The organism is Mycobacterium sp. IDUB_5 (genome assembly GCF_055419565.1).
This window is the reverse complement of record NZ_JBVAXX010000008.1, coordinates 132,695-151,963: the sequence shown is the minus strand read 5'-3', so window position 1 is coordinate 151,963 and position 19,269 is coordinate 132,695. Positions and strand designations below refer to the sequence as shown.

The following is a 19,269-nucleotide window of genomic DNA, read 5'->3' as shown; positions in this document are numbered from 1 at the left end:
CCGATGCTCACGGCCGAGGAGGAGGTCGACGCGCGGTCGATCATCTCCCGCGGGCTCGACGAGGACCTGCGCTACGGGCCTGATGTCACCACGCTGGCCACGGTCGCCGAAGACGCCACCACGACGGCGTCGGTGGTGGCGCGGGAACCAGGCGTCATCGCCGGCGGTGACCTCGCGCTGATCGTGTTCGACGAGGTGCTCGGCGCCGGGGGCTACCGGGTGATCCACCAGGTGCCCGACGGGACCCAGCTGGAACCGGGTGGTGCCGCACTGATCGTCGAGGGGCCGACGCGCGGGCTGCTCACCGCCGAGCGCACCATGCTCAACCTGCTGTGCCACCTGTCGGGAATCGCCACGGCCACCGCGGCGTGGGTGGATGCGGTGGCGGGCACGCGGGCCCGGATCAGGGACACCCGCAAGACGCTTCCGGGGATGCGGTCGCTGCAGAAGTACGCCGTGCGCGTCGGCGGCGGCGTCAATCACCGCATGGGGCTCGGCGATGCGGCGCTGATCAAGGACAACCACGTGGCCGCTGCGGGCTCGGTGGTGGAGGCACTGCGCAGGGTCCGCGAGGTCGCGCCCGATCTGCCATGCGAGGTGGAAGTCGATTCCCTCGAGCAGCTCGACGAGGTGCTCGCCGAAGGCGTCGAACTGGTGCTGCTGGACAACTTCCCGGTGTGGCAGACGCAGATCGCGGTGCAGCGCCGGGCGACGCGCTCACCTCAGACGATGCTGGAGTCCTCGGGCGGGTTGTCGCTGGACAGCGCAGCAGACTATGCGGGCACCGGAGTCGACTATCTGGCGGTCGGGGCGCTCACGCACTCGGTGCGGGTGCTCGACCTGGGTCTGGACCTGTAGCCGATGCGTGTCTCACCGGGTCTGGCTCTCGCGGTGGCGCTGCTGTCGACGGGCATATCGGCGGTTGCGCTGGTGCGCACCCTCGATCACGGCACCGACTACACCGACGCGCAGCGCTCCGCGGCGACGGCACGGATCTGCACGGCCTTCGACACCGTGCGCGCGGGGGTGGCGACCAACACCAACGTGACGGCGCCCGAGGACATCAGCGGATCGCTGGCCGCCGCGGCCAACGCGCGGCTGGCGCTGACGGACGGCGGGCTGTACCTGCTGGCCCGGCTGGACCCGGCCACGCCGGCAGATCTCGCCGACTCCGTCCGGACCTTCGCCAACGCGTTGATGGACATCGGTGCGGCCGCCACAGCGGGTGCCCCGAACACCGATCCGGCGCAGGCCAAGCGGCTGGAAGCGGCGGAGTCGGCCAGCGCGGCCGTCAGCAACCGCTGCCGCTGATCCTCAGGCCGGCAGCGGGCCGCGGCGCAGCAGCGAGAGCACGACGGCGGCGGCCGCGAAAAGGCCCGCGAACACGCGGTTGAGCACGGTCTGCTGCCGCGGCGTGCGCAGCCACGTCAGCAGGCGCACCGCGAGACTGGTGTAGAGACCCATCACCACCAGGTCGACGACGACCATCGTGATCCCGATCGCCAGGTACTGCGGCAACAGCGGTGCCGTCGGAACCACGAACTGCGGCATCACCGCGAGAAAGAACAGCAGCCCCTTCGGATTGGTCGCGTTGACCAGGAAGCCCCGCGCGACGAGCGCCCGGCGACTGCCGGCGACCACCTGGTTCACGTGATCACCTAGGTCCACTCCGACGCTGCGCCACTGCCGGAACGCCAGATACGCCAGGTAGGCCACGCCCAGCCATTTGATGATCGTGAACGCCAGGATCGAGTTCGCGACGGCGGCGCCCAGCCCGATTGCCACGAGCGTCAGCTGCAGCATCAGCCCGATCTCGAGACCCAGGATGCTCCAGTAACCCCGGCGCACCCCGTGCGTCAGCCCGGTGGCCATCGACTGGATAGCGCCTGCGCCGGGGGAGATCGCGATCAGGATGGCGGCGCCGAAGAACGCCAGCCACATCTGCCACGTCATGACGGTCTGCTCACGATGCGATGTCCGCGACGAAGACCCCGGACCGCTTGGCGACCATCTGGGCCATCCGAGGCAGGGAGGGATCGGTGGTACCGGCCGGCAGCACCCGCGGGCGCACCAGATGGTGGGTGGTGCTGCCGATGCGGATGTCGGCTTCGCCGGCGGCCAGGACGTTCTTGACCCAGTTCGTCTTGCCGTGCGCCAGTCCGATCGCGAGCACCGAGCCTTTGCGGTACGGCGTGACGATCGTCTCGTACTCCGTGCCGGAGGTGCGTCCGCGGTGGTGGATCACCCCGAGTCCGGGCATGCGCTTCGACAGGGGCCGCAGCAGCGGGTTGATGTACTTGATCTGCAATCTTTCGAACCACGGCGGGAAGATCATCGGCACGCCGGGCGCGTTGTTGGGGTGGCTGCTCTTGCTCGGCCGGTCCGGCATGACGCCTCCGATTCTGATTTGTGTTGCTCTGGGACAATGGTCAGCGTGAATGTATCGCCACGGCTCCTGCGGCGCATCGACCTGCGTGGCGCGACGCTCTCGGCGGCCCGCCTGCGGACCGCGCTGCCCCGGGGCGGCGTCGACGTCGACGCCGTGCTGCCCAAGGTCCGCCCGATCGTGGAGGCCGTCGCCGAGCGCGGCGCCGAGGCCGCGCTCGAGTACGGCGCCTCGTTCGACGGTGTGCGCCCCGACCAGGTCCGCGTGCCCGCTGATCAGCTGCGCGCAGCTCTCGACGAGCTCGATGCCGACGTCCGTACCGCGCTCGAGGTCGCGATCGAGCGGGCCCGCGCCGTGCACACCGATCAGCGCCGCACCGACACCACCACCACGCTCGCCCCCGGGGCGACCGTCACCGAGCGTTGGGTGCCCGTGGAGCGGGTCGGTCTCTACGTCCCGGGTGGCAACGCCGTCTATCCGTCGAGCGTGGTGATGAACGTCGTGCCGGCGCAGACCGCCGGTGTGGAGTCGCTGGTGATCGCCAGCCCGCCGCAGAAGGACCATGGCGGGCTGCCGCATCCGACGATCCTGGCCGCCGCCGCGCTGCTCGGGGTCGACGAGGTGTGGGCCGTCGGCGGCGCTCAGGCCGTCGCGCTGCTCGCGTACGGCGGCACCGACACCGATGGCGCTGGGGCAAGCGAAGCACCGGGAAATGGCACCGAACTGGCCCCGGTCGACATGATCACCGGGCCGGGCAACATCTACGTCACCGCCGCAAAACGGATCTGCCGCTCACAGGTCGGCATCGACTCCGAGGCCGGCCCCACCGAGATCGCGATCCTGGCCGACCACACCGCCGACCCGGTGCACGTCGCGGCCGATCTGATCAGCCAGGCCGAACACGACGAGATGGCCGCCAGCGTTCTCGTCACCGACAGCATCGCGCTGGCCGATGCCACCGACGCCGAGCTGGCCCGCCAGCTGGAGACGACGGTGCACCGTGAGCGGGTGAGCGCCGCGCTGAGCGGTCAGCAGTCGGCGATCGTGCTGGTCGACGACATCGACACCGGTCTGCGGGTCGTCAACGCCTACGCCGCCGAGCACCTGGAGATCCAGACCGTCGACGCGCCCGGGGTCGCGGCGCGGGTCCGGTCCGCGGGCGCGATCTTCGTCGGTGCCTGGTCCCCGGTGAGCCTTGGCGACTACTGCGCCGGCTCCAATCACGTCCTGCCCACAGCCGGCTGCGCGCGGCACTCCAGCGGTCTTTCGGTGCAGACGTTCCTGCGCGGCATCCACGTCGTGGACTACACCGAGGCGGCGCTCAAAGACGTTGCCGGGCATGTCATCACGCTCGCCAACGCCGAAAACCTGCCCAGCCACGGGGAAGCGGTGCGCAGGAGGTTCGAGAGGTGAACCCCGGTCGAGCCATCACGCTGGGGGAGCTGCCGCTGCGCGAGGACCTGCGCGGGAAATCGCCCTACGGGGCGCCGCAGCTCTCGGTGCCGGTGCGGCTGAACACCAACGAGAACCCGCACCCGCCGACCCAGGCACTCGTCGACGACGTCGCCGCATCGGTGCGGGAGGTCGCCGCCGAACTGCACCGCTACCCCGACCGCGACGCTGTGGCGCTGCGCACCGACCTCGCTGCCTACCTGACGGGTCAGACCGGCGTCCCCGTCGGTGTCGAGAACGTCTGGGCGGCAAACGGTTCGAATGAAATCCTGCAGCAGCTTCTACAGGCGTTCGGCGGGCCGGGCCGCAGCGCGATCGGTTTCGTGCCGTCCTATTCGATGCACCCGATCATCTCCGACGGCACCCAGACGCAGTGGCTGGCCGCGCACCGCGCTGACGACTTCGGCCTCGATGCCGCGATCGCCGCCACCGCGATCAAGGAGCACCGCCCAGACGTCGTGTTCGTCACCAGCCCGAACAACCCGTCCGGGCAGAGTGTTTCGCTCGACGACCTGCGGCTGCTCCTCGACGCGATGGCCGGTGGCGTGATGATCGTCGACGAGGCCTACGGCGAGTTCTCGTCGCAGCCCAGCGCGCTTGCACTGATCGACGAGTATCCGAGCCGGGTCGTGGTGTCGCGCACGATGAGCAAAGCGTTCGCGTTCGCCGGCGGGCGGCTGGGTTACCTGGTGGCGGCCCCCGCGGTCGTGGACGCGATGTTGCTGGTGCGTCTGCCGTATCACCTCTCGTCGCTGACCCAGGCCGCGGCGCGGGCGGCGCTGCGGCACGCCGACGACACCCTCGGCAGTGTCGCGACGCTGATCAGCGAACGCGAGCGGGTCTCTGCGGCGTTGACGGACATGGGTTTCCGAGTGATCCCGAGTGATGCCAACTTCCTGCTGTTCGGGGAGTTCAGCGATGCCGCGGCGACGTGGCAGGCCTACCTCGACGCCGGGGTGCTGATCCGCGACGTCGGCATCCCCGGATACCTGCGCACCACCATCGGCCTGGCCGACGAGAACGACGCACTGCTGAGCGCCAGTGCCCGACAAGGAGTGAAGTGAGCCGTCCCCACAGGTACGCGAAGGTCGAACGCAAGACGAAGGAATCCGACATCGTCGTCGAGCTCGACCTCGACGGCACCGGACAGGTGAGCATCGACACCGGTGTGCCGTTCTTCGACCACATGCTGACCTCGCTGGGCACCCATGCCCGGTTCGATCTCACGGTGAAAGCCGTGGGCGACATCGAGATCGAAGGCCACCACACGATCGAGGACACGGCCATCGTGCTGGGTCAGGCGCTGGGGCAGGCACTCGGCGACAAGAGCGGTATCCGCCGGTTCGGCGATGCGTTCATCCCGATGGACGAGTCGCTGGCGCACGCCGCCGTCGACGTGTCGGGCCGGCCGTATTTCGTGCACACGGGGGAGCCGGAGTTCATGGTCAGCTTCACCATCGCGGGCTCGCAGGCGCCGTACCACACCGTGGTCAATAAGCACGTCTTCGAATCCTTGGCCTTCAATGCGCGCATCGCGCTGCACGTGCGCACTCTGTACGGGCGCGATCCGCACCACATCACCGAGGCGCAGTACAAGGCCGTGGCTCGGGCGCTGCGCGAGGCCGTTGAGTACGACGAGCGGGTCAGCGGCGTGCCGTCGACCAAAGGGACCTTGTGACAACGAAACTGGTGGTGCTGGACTACGGTTCGGGCAACCTGCGGTCGGCTCAGCGGGCGCTCGAGCGGGTCGGCGCAGAGGTCGAGGTGACCGCTGATCCCGGCGCCGCGATGGCCGCCGACGGTCTCGTCGTGCCGGGCGTCGGTGCGTTCGAGGCCTGTATGACGGGCTTGCGCGCGGTCGGTGGCGAGAAGATCATCGCCGAGCGCGTCGCCGCCGGGCGGCCGGTGCTCGGCGTATGCGTCGGGATGCAGATCCTGTTCTCGCGAGGCGTGGAGTTCGGTGTCGAGTCGACCGGCTGCGGTCAGTGGCCGGGCGCGGTGGTCCGCCTCGATGCGCCGGTGATCCCGCACATGGGCTGGAACGTCGTCGACGCCCCCGCCGACAGTGTCCTGTTCCGGGGCATGGATCCGGCCACCCGCTTCTACTTCGTGCACTCGTATGCCGCCCAGCAGTGGGAGGGCGACCCGGACGCGGTGCTCACGTGGGCCACCCATCACGTCCCGTTCCTGTCGGCTGTCGAAGCGGGCCCGTTGTCGGCCACACAGTTCCACCCCGAGAAGAGTGGGGACGCCGGTGCCGAATTGCTGTCCAACTGGATCGGGGCGCTAAGTTGACCGGCGTGAACGCACCGAAACTGGTCCTGCTGCCCGCCGTCGACGTGGTGGACGGACGCGCCGTGCGCCTGGTTCAGGGGCAGGCCGGCAGCGAGACCGAATACGGCTCGGCGCTGGATGCGGCGATGACGTGGCAGCGGGACGGCGCCGAATGGATCCATCTGGTCGATCTGGACGCGGCATTCGGCCGCGGCTCGAACCGGGAGCTGCTCGCCGAGGTGGTCGGCACGCTCGACGTGGCGGTCGAACTGTCCGGCGGCATCCGTGACGACGAGTCGCTCGCCGCGGCGCTGGCCACCGGCTGCGCCCGCGTCAACCTCGGTACGGCGGCGCTGGAGAACCCGCAGTGGTGCGCACGCGTGGTGGCCGAGCACGGCGACAAGGTCGCGGTGGGCCTGGACGTATTGATCGACCCGTCCTTGCCTGACGGCGGGCACCGGTTGCGCGGCCGCGGCTGGGAGACCGACGGCGGCGACCTGTGGTCGGTGCTGGAGCGGCTCGACCGCGAGGGATGTTCGCGCTTCGTGGTCACCGACGTCACCAAGGACGGCACGCTGAACGGGCCCAACCTCGAGCTGCTCTCGTCGGTGTGCGAGCGCACCGACGCGCCGGTGATCGCGTCGGGCGGGGTGTCCAGTCTGGACGACCTGCGCGCGATCGCCACGCTGACCGGTACCGGCGTCGAGGGGGCGATCGTCGGAAAAGCCTTGTACGCAGGCCGTTTCACGCTGCCTGAGGCGCTGGCCGCGGTCGGCACGTGACGGTCGACGCGCGCCAGCTCGGCGAGCTCCTCGATACGGCCGCGGGCGTTCTCGACGGCGCTTCGGCACAGTTCATCGCCGGCCACGGCGCCGACTCCGCGGTGGCCAAGAAGGGCAACGACTTCGCCACCGAGGTGGATCTCGCGATCGAGCGCCGGGTGGTCGCCGAGCTGCAGCGCCTCACCGGCATCGGGGTGCACGGCGAGGAATTCGGCGGGGAGTCCATCGATTCGGAGCTCGTCTGGGTCCTGGATCCGATCGACGGCACATTCAACTACGCGGCGGGCTCGCCGATGGCGGCGATACTGCTCGGTCTGCTGGTCGACGGTGAACCGACATTGGGCCTGACATGGCTGCCGTTCATGGGACAGCGCTACACGGCGGTTCTCGGCGGCCCGGCGCGCTGCAACGGACAGGAACTGCCTCGGCTGGACCGCGCAGGCCTGGACGACGCGATCGTGGGCACCGGCACCTTCAACGTCGATTCGCGCGGCCGCTACCCGGGCCGGTATCGGGCGACAGTGCTCGCGAACCTCAGCAGGCAGTGTTCGCGGATGCGGATGCACGGCGCCACCGGCATCGACCTGGCCTATGTCGCGGCGGGAATCCTCGGCGGAGCCATGAGTTTCGGTCATCACATCTGGGATCACGCCGCAGGTGTGGCGCTGGTGCGGGCCGCGGGTGGTGTCGTCACCGATCTGGCGGGGGAGCCGTGGACGGTGACGTCCCCTTCGGCGCTGGTGGCGGCGCCCGGAGTGCACGAGGAAATGCTCGACATCATCTGTTCGGCCGGTGACCCGAAGGACTACCTGTGAGCACCGGCGGTGTCGTCGCGACCCGCGTGATCCCGTGCCTGGACGTCGATGCCGGCCGCGTGGTCAAGGGCGTGAACTTCGAGAACCTGCGCGACGCAGGCGATCCCGTGGAGTTGGCCGCGGTCTACGACGCCGAAGGCGCAGACGAACTGACGTTCCTGGACGTCACGGCGTCGTCGTCAGGGAGGTCCACGATGCTCGAGGTGGTGCGCCGCACCGCCGAGCAGGTGTTCATCCCGCTGACCGTCGGCGGCGGGGTGCGCTCGGTCGCCGATGTGGACATGCTGCTGCGTGCCGGCGCGGACAAGGTGTCGGTCAACACGGCTGCGATCGCGCGCCCGGAGTTGCTCTCGGAGTTGTCGCGGCAGTTCGGTTCGCAGTGCATCGTGCTGTCGGTCGACGCGCGCACCGTGCCTGAGGGCTCGCAGCCCACGCCGTCGGGCTGGGAGGTCACGACGCACGGCGGGCGCCGGGGGACGGGCATCGACGCGATCGAGTGGGCGACGCGCGGTGCCGAACTGGGGGTCGGGGAGATCCTGCTGAACTCCATGGACTTCGACGGCACGAAGGCCGGCTTCGATCTTCCGATGCTGCGGGCGGTGCGCGGCGCGGTGTCGGTGCCGGTGATAGCCAGCGGCGGGGCCGGTGCCGTGGAACATTTCGCGCCCGCCGTTGTTGCAGGAGCCGACGCCGTGCTGGCGGCCAGCGTGTTCCACTTCGGGGAGCTGACCATCGGCGAAGTGAAGGCGGCGATGAGTGCGGAAGGCATAACAGTCAGGTGAGTCTCGATCCCGCGATAGCGCAGCGCCTCAAGCGCAATGCCGACGGCCTGTTCGCCGCCGTGGTGCAGGAGCGTGGCTCCGGTCAGGTGCTGATGGTCGCGTGGATGGACGACGACGCCCTGGCCCGCACGCTGGAAACCCGTGAGGCGACGTACTTTTCGCGTTCCCGCGGCGAGCAGTGGATCAAGGGCGCGACCTCGGGCCACACGCAGCGCGTGCATTCGGTGCGCCTGGACTGCGACGGCGACACCGTGCTGCTGGAAGTCGACCAGCTCGGCGCGGCGTGCCACACCGGCGATCACACCTGCTTCGACGCCGATCTGCTGCTGGGTCAGGCCGACTGACGTCTGCGCAGCGTCTGCAGCGCCTTGTCGGCGTGGCTGTCCATGCTGATCTCGCTGGCGATCACGTCGAGCACGGTGCGGTCGGTGTCGATGACGAAGGTGGTCCGCTTGACCGGCAGGAATTTGCCCAGCAGCCCACGCTTGACCCCGAACTGCTCGGCTACGGCACCGTCGGTGTCCGAGAGCAGCGGGTAGTCGAATTTCTGCTGGTCGGCGAAGCGCGCCTGCTTGTCGACAGCGTCGGCACTGATGCCGACGCGGGTGGCGCCCACGTCGGCGAATTCGGCGGCCAGATCGCGGAAATGGCATGCCTCCTTGGTGCATCCGGGCGTCATCGCGGCGGGATAGAAGAACAGCACGATCGGCCCGGCGGCCAGCAGTTCGGCCAACGACCGCGTCGTCCCGGTCTGGTCCGGCAGTTCGAAATCGGCTACCCGATCACCCGCCTTCACTGGATTCATGGATTCCACGGTACGTCTGGGAGAATGCCCGTGTGCAGTCCACCGCCAGTCTCACTGTGACGACGTCGCGTGAGGACTTCCGGGCGCTGGCCGTCGAGCACCGTGTGGTGCCGGTGACCCGCAAGGTGCTCGCGGACAGCGAGACGCCGCTCTCGGCGTACCGCAAGCTCGCCGCCAATCGCCCCGGAACGTTCCTCCTGGAGTCCGCGGAGAACGGACGGTCCTGGTCGCGGTGGTCGTTCATCGGCTCGGGCGCGCCGTCGGCGTTGACCGTGCGCGACGGCTACGCCGCGTGGCTGGGTGTGACCCCGCAGGACGCCCCTTCGGGCGGTGATCCGCTGGAGGCGCTGCGCGCGACGCTGACGCTGCTGCAGACGGCGCCGCTGCCCGGTCTGCCCCCGCTGTCCTCAGGCCTGGTCGGGTACTTCGCCTATGACTTCGTGCGGCGGCTCGAGCGCCTGCCGGAACTCGCGGTCGACGATCTCGGATTGCCCGACATGGTGTTGCTTCTGGCGACCGACATCGCTGCGGTGGACCACCACGAGGGCACGATCACGCTGATCGCCAACGCGGTGAACTGGAACGGCACCGACGAGCGCGTCGACGAGGCCTACGACGACGCCGTCGCCCGACTGGACGTCATGACCTCGGCGTTGGCCGAACCGCTGGCCTCGACGGTGGCCACGTTCTCCCGGCCCGCTCCGCTGCACCGCTCGCAGCGCACGGTCGAGGAGTACACCGCGATCGTCGACAAGCTGGTCGGCGACATCGAAGCGGGTGAGGCCTTCCAGGTGGTGCCCTCGCAGCGCTTCGAGATGGACACCGACGCCGACCCGCTGGATGTCTACCGGATGCTGCGGGTCAGCAACCCCAGCCCGTACATGTATCTGCTCAACGTTCCCGACGGCGACGGCCAGCTGGACTTCTCGGTCGTCGGCTCCAGCCCCGAAGCCCTCGTGACGGTGAAGGACGGCCGGGCCACCACGCACCCGATCGCCGGGACCCGCTGGCGCGGTGAGAACGAGGAGGAGGACGTCCTTCTCGAGAAAGAGCTCCTCTCGGACGAGAAGGAACGCGCCGAGCATCTGATGCTGGTCGACCTCGGCCGCAACGATCTGGGCCGGGTGTGCAGGCCGGGCACGGTCAAGGTCGAGGACTACAGCCACGTCGAACGCTACAGCCACGTCATGCACCTCGTGTCGACGGTGACCGGGCTGCTGGCCGACGGCAAGACGGCCCTCGACGCGGTGACGGCCTGTTTCCCGGCGGGCACTCTTTCGGGCGCGCCGAAGGTCCGCGCGATGGAATTGATCGAAGAGGTGGAGAAGACCCGGCGCGGTCTCTACGGCGGGGTGTTGGGATATCTCGACTTCGCCGGCGACGCCGACTTCGCGATCGCGATCCGGACCGCGCTCATGCGGCGCGGTACCGCCTACGTGCAGGCCGGCGGCGGCGTCGTCGCCGATTCCAACGGCCCGTACGAGTACAACGAGGCCGCCAACAAGGCCCGCGCGGTGCTGAACGCGGTCGCCGCGGCCGAGACGCTGAGCGAGCCGTGACGCGCCTCGGGCAGCTCGCGCTGGTTCTGGCCGCGGTGGCGCTGTGGGGGGCGTCCCGTCTGACGTGGGTGCAGGTCTCCTCGTTCGACGGGCTGACGCATCCGAAGACCGATGATCTGACGGGCGCGACGTGGTCGACGGCACTGATCCCGCTCGCCCTCGTGGTGCTGGCGGCCGCGGTGGCAGCGTTGGCGGTGCGCGGCTGGCCGATGCGCATCCTCGCGGTCCTGGTCGCCGGAGCTAGCGCGGCGATGGGCTACCTCGCGATCAGCCTGTGGGTCGTGCCCGATGTCGGTGCGCGCGCCGCGCGTCTGGCCGAGGTGCCGATCACCGCATTGGTGGGCACCGAGCGGCATTCCCTGGGGGCGGTGCTCACGCTGGTGGCGGCGGCTCTGTCGCTGTTCGGGGCGGTTCTGCTGCTGCGCTCGGCGACTCGTTCGGGCGGCGACACCGCCCGCTACGCGCGCCGGCCGGCCGAGGCCGCGGACACCGGCGAGGCGATGTCGGAGCGGATGATCTGGGACGCTCTCGATGCCGGGAACGACCCGACCACGACGGACAAGAAGGGGCGGTGACGGGCCGTGGTGTCGTGGCGACTACCCTTCGTTAAGAATCAAACGGCCGTCAGGGGAAGGGAAACGACAGCTATGGGTTCGGCGACCGTCCTCGACTCCATCCTCGATGGGGTGCGTGCTGATGTCGCCGCTCGCGAGGCCGTCGTCAGCTTGGCCGAGGTCAAGGAAAAGGCCAAGCGTGCACCTGCGCCCCTCGACGTGATGGCAGCCTTCCGGGCGCCGGGCATCGGGGTGATCGCCGAGGTCAAACGGGCGAGCCCGTCGCGCGGCCAGTTGGCCTCGATCGCCGATCCGGCCGAGCTCGCGCGGGCCTACCAAGACGGCGGTGCCCGCGTGATCAGCGTGCTGACCGAGCAGCGCCGTTTCCATGGCTCCCTCGACGACCTGGACGCGGTGCGCGCGGCGGTGTCGATCCCGGTGCTGCGCAAGGACTTCATCGTGCGGCCCTACCAGATCCACGAGGCCCGCGCCCACGGCGCCGACCTGCTGCTGTTGATCGTCGCCGCGCTCGAGCAGCCGGCGCTGGAGTCACTGCTCGAACGCACCGAATCCCTGGGGATGACCGCGCTCGTCGAGGTTCACACCGAGGAAGAGGCCGACCGCGCGCTGCAGGCGGGGGCTTCGCTCATCGGTGTCAACGCCCGCGACCTCAAGACGCTCGAGGTCGATCGTGACTGCTTCGCGCGTATCGCGCCGGGGCTGCCGAGCCACGTCATCCGGGTCGCCGAGTCGGGTGTTCGGGGCACGGCGGACCTGCTGGCCTACGCCGGTGCCGGCGCGGACGCCGTGCTCGTCGGCGAAGGCTTGGTGACCAGTGGAGATCCCCGCAGTGCCGTCGCTGACCTCGTCACCGCCGGCACGCATCCGTCGTGCCCGAAACCCGCGCGCTAAGTGACCACGCACCTGGAACCGGAACTGCCGCGCGCCAGCGCCGCAGTGGCCGAACCGACCTCGCACGATCCCGACGCCCGCGGCCACTTCGGGGTGTATGGCGGCAGGTTCGTCCCCGAGGCGCTGATGGCCGTGATCGAAGAGGTGACCGCCGCCTACGAGAAGGCTCGCGGGGACCAGACGTTCCTCGACGAGCTCGACCGGCTGCAGCGGCACTACACCGGGCGGCCCTCACCGGTGTACGAGGCGGAGCGGCTGGTCGAGCACGCCGGCGGCGCACGGATCTTCCTGAAGCGAGAAGACCTCAACCACACCGGTTCTCACAAGATCAACAACGTGCTCGGGCAGGCGCTGCTGGCCAAGCAGATGGGCAAGACCCGGGTCATCGCCGAGACCGGTGCCGGCCAGCACGGGGTCGCGACGGCGACGGCGTGCGCGCTGCTGGGCCTGGAGTGCGTGATCTACATGGGTGCGGTCGACACCGCGCGCCAGGCACTCAACGTCGCGCGGATGCGGTTGCTCGGTGCCACGGTGGTGGCGGTCGAGTCCGGTTCGAAGACTCTCAAGGACGCGATCAACGAGACGTTCCGCGACTGGGTGACCAACGCCGACAACACCTACTACGCCTTCGGGACGGCGGCCGGTCCGCACCCGTTCCCGATGATGGTCCGCGACTTCCAGCGCGTCATCGGCCTCGAGGCGCGCGCCCAGATGCTCGACCAGGCAGGCCGCCTGCCCGACGCGGTCGTGGCGTGCGTCGGCGGTGGCTCGAACGCGATCGGCATCTTCCACGCCTTCATCGACGACCCGGCGGTACGCCTGGTCGGATACGAGGCGGCCGGCGACGGTGTCGAGACCGGACGGCACGCCGCGACCTTCACGGGCGGGTCGCCCGGTGCGTTCCAGGGCTCCTACTCGTACCTGCTGCAGGACGAAGACGGTCAGACCATCGAATCCCATTCGATCTCAGCGGGTTTGGACTATCCCGGCGTCGGACCCGAGCATGCGCTGCTCAAGGACATCGGCAGGGCGCGGTACGAGCCGATCACGGACACCGAGGCGATGGATGCGCTGTCGCTGCTGAGTCGCGCAGAGGGCATCATCCCGGCGATCGAGTCGGCGCACGCGATCGCGGGCGCGCTGAAACTGGGCCAGGAGTTGGGCCCGGGGTCGATCATCTTGGTGAACCTGTCCGGGCGCGGCGACAAGGACGTCGAGACCGCGGCGCGCTGGTTCGGTCTGTTCGAGGAAAATCCGAAATGAGTCGATTGGCAAGCGTTTTCGGTGCCTGCCGGGACGAGGGCCGGTCGGCCCTGATCGGCTACCTGCCGACCGGGTTCCCGGACGTGGACACCTCGATCGCAGCGATGGTCGCTCTCGTCGAGGCGGGCTGCGACATCATCGAGGTCGGCATCGCGTATTCCGATCCAGGGATGGACGGGCCGGTCATCGCGGCCGCCACCGAGGTGGCGCTGCGCGGCGGGGTCAAGGTGCGGGACACTCTGCGGGCGGTCGAGGCAATCAGCGCCGCCGGTGGCAACGCGGTGGTGATGACGTACTGGAACCCTGTGTTGCGCAAGGGCGTTGATGCGTTCAGCCGCGATCTGGCGTCGGCGGGAGGACTGGGGATGATCACCCCGGATCTGATCCCCGACGAGGCCGACGAGTGGCTGGCGGCCTCGGAGGCACACGATCTCGACAGGATCTTCGTGGTGGCGCCGTCCTCGACGCCGGAGCGGCTCAGCGCGACGGTCGATGCCTCGCGCGGGTTCGTGTACGCGGCGTCGACGATGGGTGTCACGGGCGCCCGGGACGCGGTGTCGAATGCGGCGCCGGAGTTGGTGCGGCGCATCAAGGAGCTCTCCGACGTTCCGGTCGGGGTGGGTCTGGGTGTGCGCTCGAGGGAGCAGGCCGCTCAGATCGGTTCGTACGCCGACGGTGTGATCGTGGGGTCGGCGCTGGTGTCGGCGTTGACCGACGGCATCCCGGCGATGCGATCGCTGGCAGAAGAATTGGCTGACGGGGTAAGGCAAAGGGTCACTGCGTGACGTCGACGGTGCTGGCATACATCCCGAGTCCGTCGCAGGGGGTGTGGCATCTCGGCCCCTTCCCGTTGCGTGCGTACGCGCTGTTCATCATCGCGGGCATCGTGGCAGCCCTGGTGTTGGGCGACCGTCGCTGGGTGGCGCGCGGTGGAGAGCCGGGCGTCATCTACGACATCGCGTTGTGGGCGGTGCCGTTCGGCCTGATCGGTGGCCGGCTCTATCACGTCATGACGGACTGGCGAACCTACTTCGGTGAGGATGGCGCGGGATTCGCTGCCGCGCTGAGGATCTGGGACGGCGGACTCGGAATCTGGGGCGCGGTGGCGCTCGGTGCGGTCGGAGCGTGGATCGCGTGCCGGCGGCGGGGGATACCGCTGCCCGCGTTCGGAGACGCGATCGCGCCGGGAATCATCCTGGCCCAGGCCATCGGACGGATGGGCAACTACTTCAACCAGGAACTGTACGGGCGCGAGACGACGATGCCCTGGGGTCTGGAGATCTACGAGCGGGTGAACTCGGCGGGGGTGCCGGACTCGCTGAATGGTGTGTCGACCGGTCAGCTGATCGAGATCGTCCACCCGACGTTCCTGTACGAATTGCTCTGGAACCTGCTGGTGTTCGCGGCGCTGATCCTGGTGGATCGCCGGTTCCGGATCGGACACGGCCGGCTCTTCGCGCTGTATGTCGCCGGCTACTGCGTGGGCCGGTTCTGGGTGGAGCTGATGCGCAGTGATGCGGCGACACACATCGCGGGCATCCGGATCAACACGTTCACCTCGACGTTCGTGTTCATCGCCGCGGTGGTCTACATCATGGTCGCGCCGAAGGGCCGCGAAGATCCGCTGTCGCTGCGTGGCGCGCCGGAGGGTGGCGAGTCGCGCGCCGAGGACATGGTCAAGGACGTGGCGTTGGGAGCGTCGACGACCGGCGTGGTCGCGGCGGCGATCGTGGCGTCCGAGGACGACGAGAAGTCGGTCGCCGAAACGGCCGACGACGAGGACGTCTTGGTCGAGCGTGATGCCGATCTGGAGACCGTCGAGGGTGACGTGGTCGCCGACGGCGATGAGCTGGTCGAGCCGGTTGATACCGCCGACGAACCCACGGAGCGGGAGGCGGGTCTGGGTTCGGTGGATGCCGATGAGGTCGCCGAAGCGGTGGGTGAGGCTGAGGTCGCGCACGCGGTGGCTGTCGAGGGTGAGGACGCGGCTGAGGCGCTGACTGACGAAGAGTCGGAACCGGTCGTGGAGTCCGAGGCCGTCGAGTCGGATGCTGACGCCGCCGAAGGCGCGTTCGCGGACGAAGCCGAGGAGCCTGAGGCTGGTCTCGGTTCGGTCGATGCCGATGAGGCCGCAGAAGCGGTGAGCGATGCCGAGGTCGCGCACGCGGTGGCTGTCGAGGGTGAAGACGCCGCTGAAGCGCTGACCGCCGAGGAGTTTGACGCAGCCGACGAGGCTGAGTCGGCCGAGCCGGAGGCTGGTCTCGGGTCGGTGGATGCCGATGAGGTTGCCGAAGCGGTGGGTGAGGCTGAGGTCGCGCACGCGGTGGCTGTCGAGGGTGAAGACGCCGCTGAAGCGCTGACCGCCGAGGAGTTTGACGCAGCGGAGGAGCCTGAGGCTGCGGAGCGAGAGGCTGGTCTCGGTTCGGTCGATGCTGACGAGGTTGCCGAAGCGGTGGGTGAGGCTGAGGTCGCGCACGCGGTGGCTGTCGGAGGTGAGGACACGGCTGAGGCGCTGACCGCCGAGGAGTCTGAAACGGTCGAAGAGACCGAGACTGTCGAGTCGGATCCTGCCGCTGAGGCGCTGACCGCCGACGAGTTTGACGAAGGCGACGAGGCTGAGTCAGCCGAGCCGGAGGCGGGTCTCGGGTCGGTGGATGCCGATGAGGCCGCAGAAGCGGTGAGCGATGCCGAGGTCGCGCACGCGGTGGCTGTCGAAGGTGAGGACGCGGCTGAGGCGCTGACCGCTGTTGAGTCCGATGCTGCGGAGCCGGAGGCGGGTCTCGGGTCGGTGGATGCCGACGAGGTCGCGGACGCAGTGAGTGACGCTGAAGCTACTCACGCGGTGGCGGTCGAGGGTGAGGACGCGGCAGAGGCGCTGACTGCCGAGGAAACGGAACCCGTCGAGGAGCCCGAAGCCACGGGACCGGAGGCGGGTCTCGGTTCGGTCGATGCCGATGAGGCCGCCGAAGCGGTCGGTGAGGCCGAAGTTGCCCACGAGGTGGCGGTTGAGGGTGAAGACGCGGCCGAGGCGCTGACACACGACGGTGAGCCAGAGACCGCTGAGCCAGAAAGCCGCGACAGCGACGCATCGGGTGACCAATCAGAGCCCAATGACGACGACACCCCAGGCGCTGAGACTCCTGCCGCCGCTCCCAAAGCAGCCGAAAGACCCACTGCAGCAGGCCTTTCCGTCGAGGTGGGTCAGCGCGTCCTGCAGTGGGCTCGTCGTCGCAGAAATCGCTGAGCTCTCACCACTGAGTTATCCACAGGCGCAAAAATCTGCGTCGAAGGGTGCCATCCCAGCCCGGTAAGATCGAACACATGTTCGACGAAGATCCGGCCGTGCTGATCGACACCGTGGCTGCTGCTGCGCGTGCGGAGTCGGCGGCGATTGCTCGGCGCTTGGGTTCGGTTGCGTCGTTGTATCGGCGGCGGTGCCGTGATTACGAGGACGCGCAGTTCTGGTTCACCGATGTGTTCGAAGCGGTGGGGGCTGAGGTGTCGGCGGCGCAGAACATCAGTCGTGACCGGGCGATTCATCAGGTGCGGCAGGCGGTGTCGCTGTATGAGCGGTTGCCGGCAGTGGCCGCGGTCTTCGCCCGGGGTGACATCGATTATCGGATGGTGCAGACCATCGTCACCCGAACGGACAACGTGCTCGACGAGATGGTGGCCGCTGTGGATCGTTCGTTGGCCGCTCAGGTGCACAAGTGGATGCGATTGTCGAAGCCCAAACTGCGGGATCGCATCGATATGTGGGTCGCGGAGCATGATCCTGCGGGGGTGCGGGTTCCGCCGATGGTGGAGGAGAGCCGCTATCTCGAGGTGGAGCCGCATCCCAACGCGGCGGGCATGGCAACGATCGGCGGGGTGCTCGGTGCTGCTGATGCTGATGCCATCGATCAACGCCTGGACCTGATCGCGGACTCGGTGTGCCCGAATGATCCTCGGTCGAAGCGGCAGCGTCGCGCGGACGCGGCGGGTGCGCTGGGGCGGCTGGAGGGGTCGTTGGCGTGTCAGTGCGGGTCGAGTGACTGCAGCGCGGCGACGGTACGGGAATCGGCGGCGCGGGTGGTGATTCATGTGCTGGCTGAGCAGAAGACGCTGGAGGGCGGTGGTGCTCGCCCGGGGTATCTGTCGGGGTTCGGTGTGCTGCCCGCGGAGTCGGTGCGCACGATAGCGAGGACGGCGACGGTCAAGCCGGTGCGTCGTCCCGGTGCGGATGCGGAGTCGGGGTATCGGCCGTCGGCCGCGCTGCGGGATTTCTTGCAGTGGCGGGATTTGACGTGTCGGTTCCCGGGTTGTGATCGCCCGGTGGTGGGTTGCGATGTGGACCATACGATTCCGTGGCCGTTCGGTCTGACTCATCCGTCGGGGCTCAAGCATTTTTGTCGGACGCATCATTTGATCAAGACGTTCTACACCGGTGTCAACGGCTGGACCGATGAGCAGCGCCCCGATGGGTCGGTCGTGCTGCGGTCGCCGACGGGGCACGTGTACACGACCGAGGCGTTCGGGGGCGTGTTGTTCCCCGGGCTGGCCGTACCGACGGCGACGATCACTATCGCGACGCCGACGGAGTCCTCGGATCGCGCCGCGATGATGCCGATGCGCACCAGAACCCGCGAGCAGGATCGTCGAGCGCGTATCGCCCAGGAGCGGCGACAACGCCTCGAACTCGACGCCGAACTCGAACGACAACGACAAGCCAGGCTCGCGGCGACAGACGAGCCGCCCCCGTTCTGAGGTGCCGGTCTGGCATGCTTGTGCCATGACTGAGCCGCAATTCGGTGGCAGCGCGGGCGGCAATCCCTACCCGCCGCCATATCAGCAGCCCGGCTACCCACCCCCGGGTCAGCAGTACGGTCCTCCGCCTGGGCAATTCCCGCCGCCGGTGGGGCAGTACCCGCCGTCGTACACGGATCCCTCCGCGCCGTACGGCCGGCACCCGATGACGGGGGAGCCGCTGTCCGAGAAGTCCAAAGTGGTGGCAGGTTTGTTGCAGCTGTTGGGGCTCTTCGGCCTGGTCGGCATCGGCCGCATCTACCTCGGCTACACCGGTCTCGGCGTCGCCCAGCTCGTCGTGGGCCTCATCACCTGCGGCATCGGGGCCGTCATCTGGGGCATCATCGACGCGGTCCTGATCCTCACCGACAAGGTGCGCGATCCGGACGGGCGTCCGCTGCGCGATGGCACCTAGCCTGAGCACAGCCGGCAACAACCGCCTGCTCATCGGGCTCGGTACGGGGGCGGCCCTACTGGGCAGCCTCGCCTACATCGGCCTCGGTGACCCGCACAGCCCGAGCTTCGTGTTCCCGCCGTGCCCGTTCAAGGCACTCACCGGTTGGAACTGCCCTGCCTGCGGCGGCCTGCGCATGACCCACGACCTCCTCCACGGTGACCTCGCCGCGGCCTGGATCGACAACGCCTACGTCCTCATCGGTCTGCCGCTCCTGCTGGCCTTCATCGTCGGCCGACGCGCCCGCGGCAAGCAGGTGCCGACCACACCCCTGCTGGTCGTGGTCGCGGTCACGGCCATCGCGTGGACCGTCGCCCGGAATCTGCCCGGTTTCCCCCTCATCCCGACCGTTCTCGCCGGGTAGCGACCGACCCACGCTGATACAATCGCTCGACGGGCCGCTGCAGTCCCTGACCACGAAGAATCAGGACTGCGAGGAGCATCGT

Annotated in this window: 22 protein-coding genes; 19 read left to right on the top strand and 3 right to left on the bottom strand. The window is 68.9% G+C overall.

The genetic code is table 11. The annotated features are described in order from the left end of the window. Positions 1 to 3 precede the first annotated feature (3 nt). Together nadC and ACZY1G_RS25185 are read left to right on the top strand one after the other, a co-directional pair. A complete protein-coding gene (gene nadC, locus ACZY1G_RS25190) occupies positions 4 to 858 on the top strand; it encodes a carboxylating nicotinate-nucleotide diphosphorylase (protein WP_463818048.1) in 855 nt (284 codons plus the stop codon). Between the two features lie 3 nt (positions 859 to 861). Further along, complete coding sequence (locus tag ACZY1G_RS25185; RefSeq protein ID WP_463817910.1) at positions 862 to 1,311, top strand: hypothetical protein; 450 nt, start codon at positions 862 to 864, stop codon at positions 1,309 to 1,311. 3 nt (positions 1,312 to 1,314) lie between these two features. Here the strand turns inward: ACZY1G_RS25185 and ACZY1G_RS25180 are convergent, their stop codons facing one another. Both ACZY1G_RS25180 and ACZY1G_RS25175 read right to left on the bottom strand, forming a co-directional pair. Further along, positions 1,315 to 1,953 (bottom strand): LysE family transporter, encoded by a 639-nt coding sequence (locus ACZY1G_RS25180; RefSeq protein ID WP_463823914.1) that lies wholly within the window; start codon positions 1,951 to 1,953, stop codon positions 1,315 to 1,317. 10 nt (positions 1,954 to 1,963) lie between these two features. Beyond that, on the bottom strand, positions 1,964 to 2,389 hold the full coding sequence (locus tag ACZY1G_RS25175) for a nitroreductase family deazaflavin-dependent oxidoreductase (protein ID WP_463817912.1): 426 nt from the start codon (positions 2,387 to 2,389) through the stop codon (positions 1,964 to 1,966). 36 nt (positions 2,390 to 2,425) lie between these two features. Here ACZY1G_RS25175 and hisD point away from each other — a divergent pair, with 36 nt between their 5' ends. Genes hisD through hisI form a run of 8 tightly spaced genes read left to right on the top strand, consistent with a single transcriptional unit; the run spans position 2,426 to position 8,835 of the window. Then, positions 2,426 to 3,799, top strand: a complete 1,374-nt coding sequence (gene hisD, locus ACZY1G_RS25170; protein WP_463817913.1) for a histidinol dehydrogenase — start codon at positions 2,426 to 2,428, stop codon at positions 3,797 to 3,799. Beyond that, complete coding sequence (locus ACZY1G_RS25165; protein ID WP_463817914.1) at positions 3,796 to 4,902, top strand: histidinol-phosphate transaminase; 1,107 nt, start codon at positions 3,796 to 3,798, stop codon at positions 4,900 to 4,902. Before hisD ends, ACZY1G_RS25165 begins: the two co-directional genes overlap by 4 nt. Continuing rightward, positions 4,899 to 5,516, top strand: coding sequence for an imidazoleglycerol-phosphate dehydratase HisB (hisB, locus tag ACZY1G_RS25160; protein ID WP_463817915.1), 618 nt, complete (start codon positions 4,899 to 4,901; stop codon positions 5,514 to 5,516). The genes ACZY1G_RS25165 and hisB overlap by 4 nt, the downstream gene beginning before the upstream one ends. After that, positions 5,513 to 6,133 carry an imidazole glycerol phosphate synthase subunit HisH gene (gene hisH / locus ACZY1G_RS25155; protein WP_463817916.1) on the top strand — a complete coding sequence of 207 codons (621 nt, stop codon included), beginning with the start codon at positions 5,513 to 5,515 and terminating at the stop codon, positions 6,131 to 6,133. Before hisB ends, hisH begins: the two co-directional genes overlap by 4 nt. A gap of 20 nt (positions 6,134 to 6,153) precedes the next feature. After that, the gene (priA, locus tag ACZY1G_RS25150) at positions 6,154 to 6,894 is read left to right on the top strand and encodes a bifunctional 1-(5-phosphoribosyl)-5-((5-phosphoribosylamino)methylideneamino)imidazole-4-carboxamide isomerase/phosphoribosylanthranilate isomerase PriA (protein WP_463818049.1); all 741 of its coding nucleotides are present in this window, start codon (positions 6,154 to 6,156) and stop codon (positions 6,892 to 6,894) included. Beyond that, a complete protein-coding gene (locus ACZY1G_RS25145; RefSeq protein WP_463817917.1) occupies positions 6,891 to 7,709 on the top strand; it encodes an inositol monophosphatase family protein in 819 nt (272 codons plus the stop codon). The genes priA and ACZY1G_RS25145 overlap by 4 nt, the downstream gene beginning before the upstream one ends. After that, a complete protein-coding gene (hisF, locus tag ACZY1G_RS25140; RefSeq protein WP_463817918.1) occupies positions 7,706 to 8,491 on the top strand; it encodes an imidazole glycerol phosphate synthase subunit HisF in 786 nt (261 codons plus the stop codon). Before ACZY1G_RS25145 ends, hisF begins: the two co-directional genes overlap by 4 nt. Further along, on the top strand, positions 8,488 to 8,835 hold the full coding sequence (hisI, locus tag ACZY1G_RS25135) for a phosphoribosyl-AMP cyclohydrolase (RefSeq protein ID WP_463823913.1): 348 nt from the start codon (positions 8,488 to 8,490) through the stop codon (positions 8,833 to 8,835). The genes hisF and hisI overlap by 4 nt, the downstream gene beginning before the upstream one ends. Here the strand turns inward: hisI and ACZY1G_RS25130 are convergent. Next, complete coding sequence (locus ACZY1G_RS25130) at positions 8,823 to 9,287, bottom strand: peroxiredoxin (RefSeq protein WP_463818050.1); 465 nt, start codon at positions 9,285 to 9,287, stop codon at positions 8,823 to 8,825. The two genes, hisI and ACZY1G_RS25130, sit on opposite strands and share 13 nt — an antisense overlap. A 41-nt stretch (positions 9,288 to 9,328) precedes the next feature. Between ACZY1G_RS25130 and ACZY1G_RS25125 the strand changes: the two genes are divergently transcribed. The 9 genes from ACZY1G_RS25125 (at position 9,329) to ACZY1G_RS25085 (ending at position 19,187) form a co-directional block, all read left to right on the top strand. Further along, entirely contained in the window at positions 9,329 to 10,855 is a 1,527-nt protein-coding gene (locus ACZY1G_RS25125; RefSeq protein ID WP_463823912.1) for an anthranilate synthase component I, read from the top strand. Continuing rightward, positions 10,852 to 11,430 carry a TIGR02234 family membrane protein gene (locus ACZY1G_RS25120; protein ID WP_463817921.1) on the top strand — a complete coding sequence of 193 codons (579 nt, stop codon included), beginning with the start codon at positions 10,852 to 10,854 and terminating at the stop codon, positions 11,428 to 11,430. The genes ACZY1G_RS25125 and ACZY1G_RS25120 overlap by 4 nt, the downstream gene beginning before the upstream one ends. 72 nt (positions 11,431 to 11,502) lie before the next feature. After that, on the top strand, positions 11,503 to 12,321 hold the full coding sequence (gene trpC / locus ACZY1G_RS25115; RefSeq protein WP_463817922.1) for an indole-3-glycerol phosphate synthase TrpC: 819 nt from the start codon (positions 11,503 to 11,505) through the stop codon (positions 12,319 to 12,321). After that, positions 12,322 to 13,584, top strand: a complete 1,263-nt coding sequence (gene trpB, locus ACZY1G_RS25110; RefSeq protein WP_463817923.1) for a tryptophan synthase subunit beta — start codon at positions 12,322 to 12,324, stop codon at positions 13,582 to 13,584. Continuing rightward, the gene (gene trpA, locus ACZY1G_RS25105; protein ID WP_335332329.1) at positions 13,581 to 14,369 is read left to right on the top strand and encodes a tryptophan synthase subunit alpha; all 789 of its coding nucleotides are present in this window, start codon (positions 13,581 to 13,583) and stop codon (positions 14,367 to 14,369) included. The genes trpB and trpA overlap by 4 nt, the downstream gene beginning before the upstream one ends. Beyond that, a complete protein-coding gene (gene lgt / locus ACZY1G_RS25100) occupies positions 14,366 to 16,828 on the top strand; it encodes a prolipoprotein diacylglyceryl transferase (protein WP_463823911.1) in 2,463 nt (820 codons plus the stop codon). Before trpA ends, lgt begins: the two co-directional genes overlap by 4 nt. A 77-nt stretch (positions 16,829 to 16,905) precedes the next feature. Beyond that, a complete protein-coding gene (locus ACZY1G_RS25095; protein WP_463823910.1) occupies positions 16,906 to 18,330 on the top strand; it encodes an HNH endonuclease signature motif containing protein in 1,425 nt (474 codons plus the stop codon). Between the two features lie 25 nt (positions 18,331 to 18,355). Next, a complete protein-coding gene (locus ACZY1G_RS25090; protein ID WP_463823909.1) occupies positions 18,356 to 18,784 on the top strand; it encodes an NINE protein in 429 nt (142 codons plus the stop codon). After that, on the top strand, positions 18,774 to 19,187 hold the full coding sequence (locus tag ACZY1G_RS25085) for a DUF2752 domain-containing protein (protein WP_463817927.1): 414 nt from the start codon (positions 18,774 to 18,776) through the stop codon (positions 19,185 to 19,187). Before ACZY1G_RS25090 ends, ACZY1G_RS25085 begins: the two co-directional genes overlap by 11 nt. Positions 19,188 to 19,269: the final 82 nt, after the last annotated feature.

Coding starts and splice junctions, on each gene's coding strand:
- ACZY1G_RS25185 (WP_463817910.1), top strand. CDS start 862: ATGCGTGTCTCACCGGGTCTGGCTCTCGCGGTGGCGCTGCTGTCGACG.
- ACZY1G_RS25095 (WP_463823910.1), top strand. CDS start 16,906: ATGTTCGACGAAGATCCGGCCGTGCTGATCGACACCGTGGCTGCTGCT.
- ACZY1G_RS25090 (WP_463823909.1), top strand. CDS start 18,356: ATGACTGAGCCGCAATTCGGTGGCAGCGCGGGCGGCAATCCCTACCCG.
- ACZY1G_RS25180 (WP_463823914.1), bottom strand. CDS start 1,953: ATGACGTGGCAGATGTGGCTGGCGTTCTTCGGCGCCGCCATCCTGATC.
- hisD (WP_463817913.1), top strand. CDS start 2,426: ATGGTCAGCGTGAATGTATCGCCACGGCTCCTGCGGCGCATCGACCTG.
- ACZY1G_RS25175 (WP_463817912.1), bottom strand. CDS start 2,389: ATGCCGGACCGGCCGAGCAAGAGCAGCCACCCCAACAACGCGCCCGGC.
- trpA (WP_335332329.1), top strand. CDS start 13,581: ATGAGTCGATTGGCAAGCGTTTTCGGTGCCTGCCGGGACGAGGGCCGG.
- trpC (WP_463817922.1), top strand. CDS start 11,503: ATGGGTTCGGCGACCGTCCTCGACTCCATCCTCGATGGGGTGCGTGCT.
- ACZY1G_RS25085 (WP_463817927.1), top strand. CDS start 18,774: ATGGCACCTAGCCTGAGCACAGCCGGCAACAACCGCCTGCTCATCGGG.
- nadC (WP_463818048.1), top strand. CDS start 4: ATGCTCACGGCCGAGGAGGAGGTCGACGCGCGGTCGATCATCTCCCGC.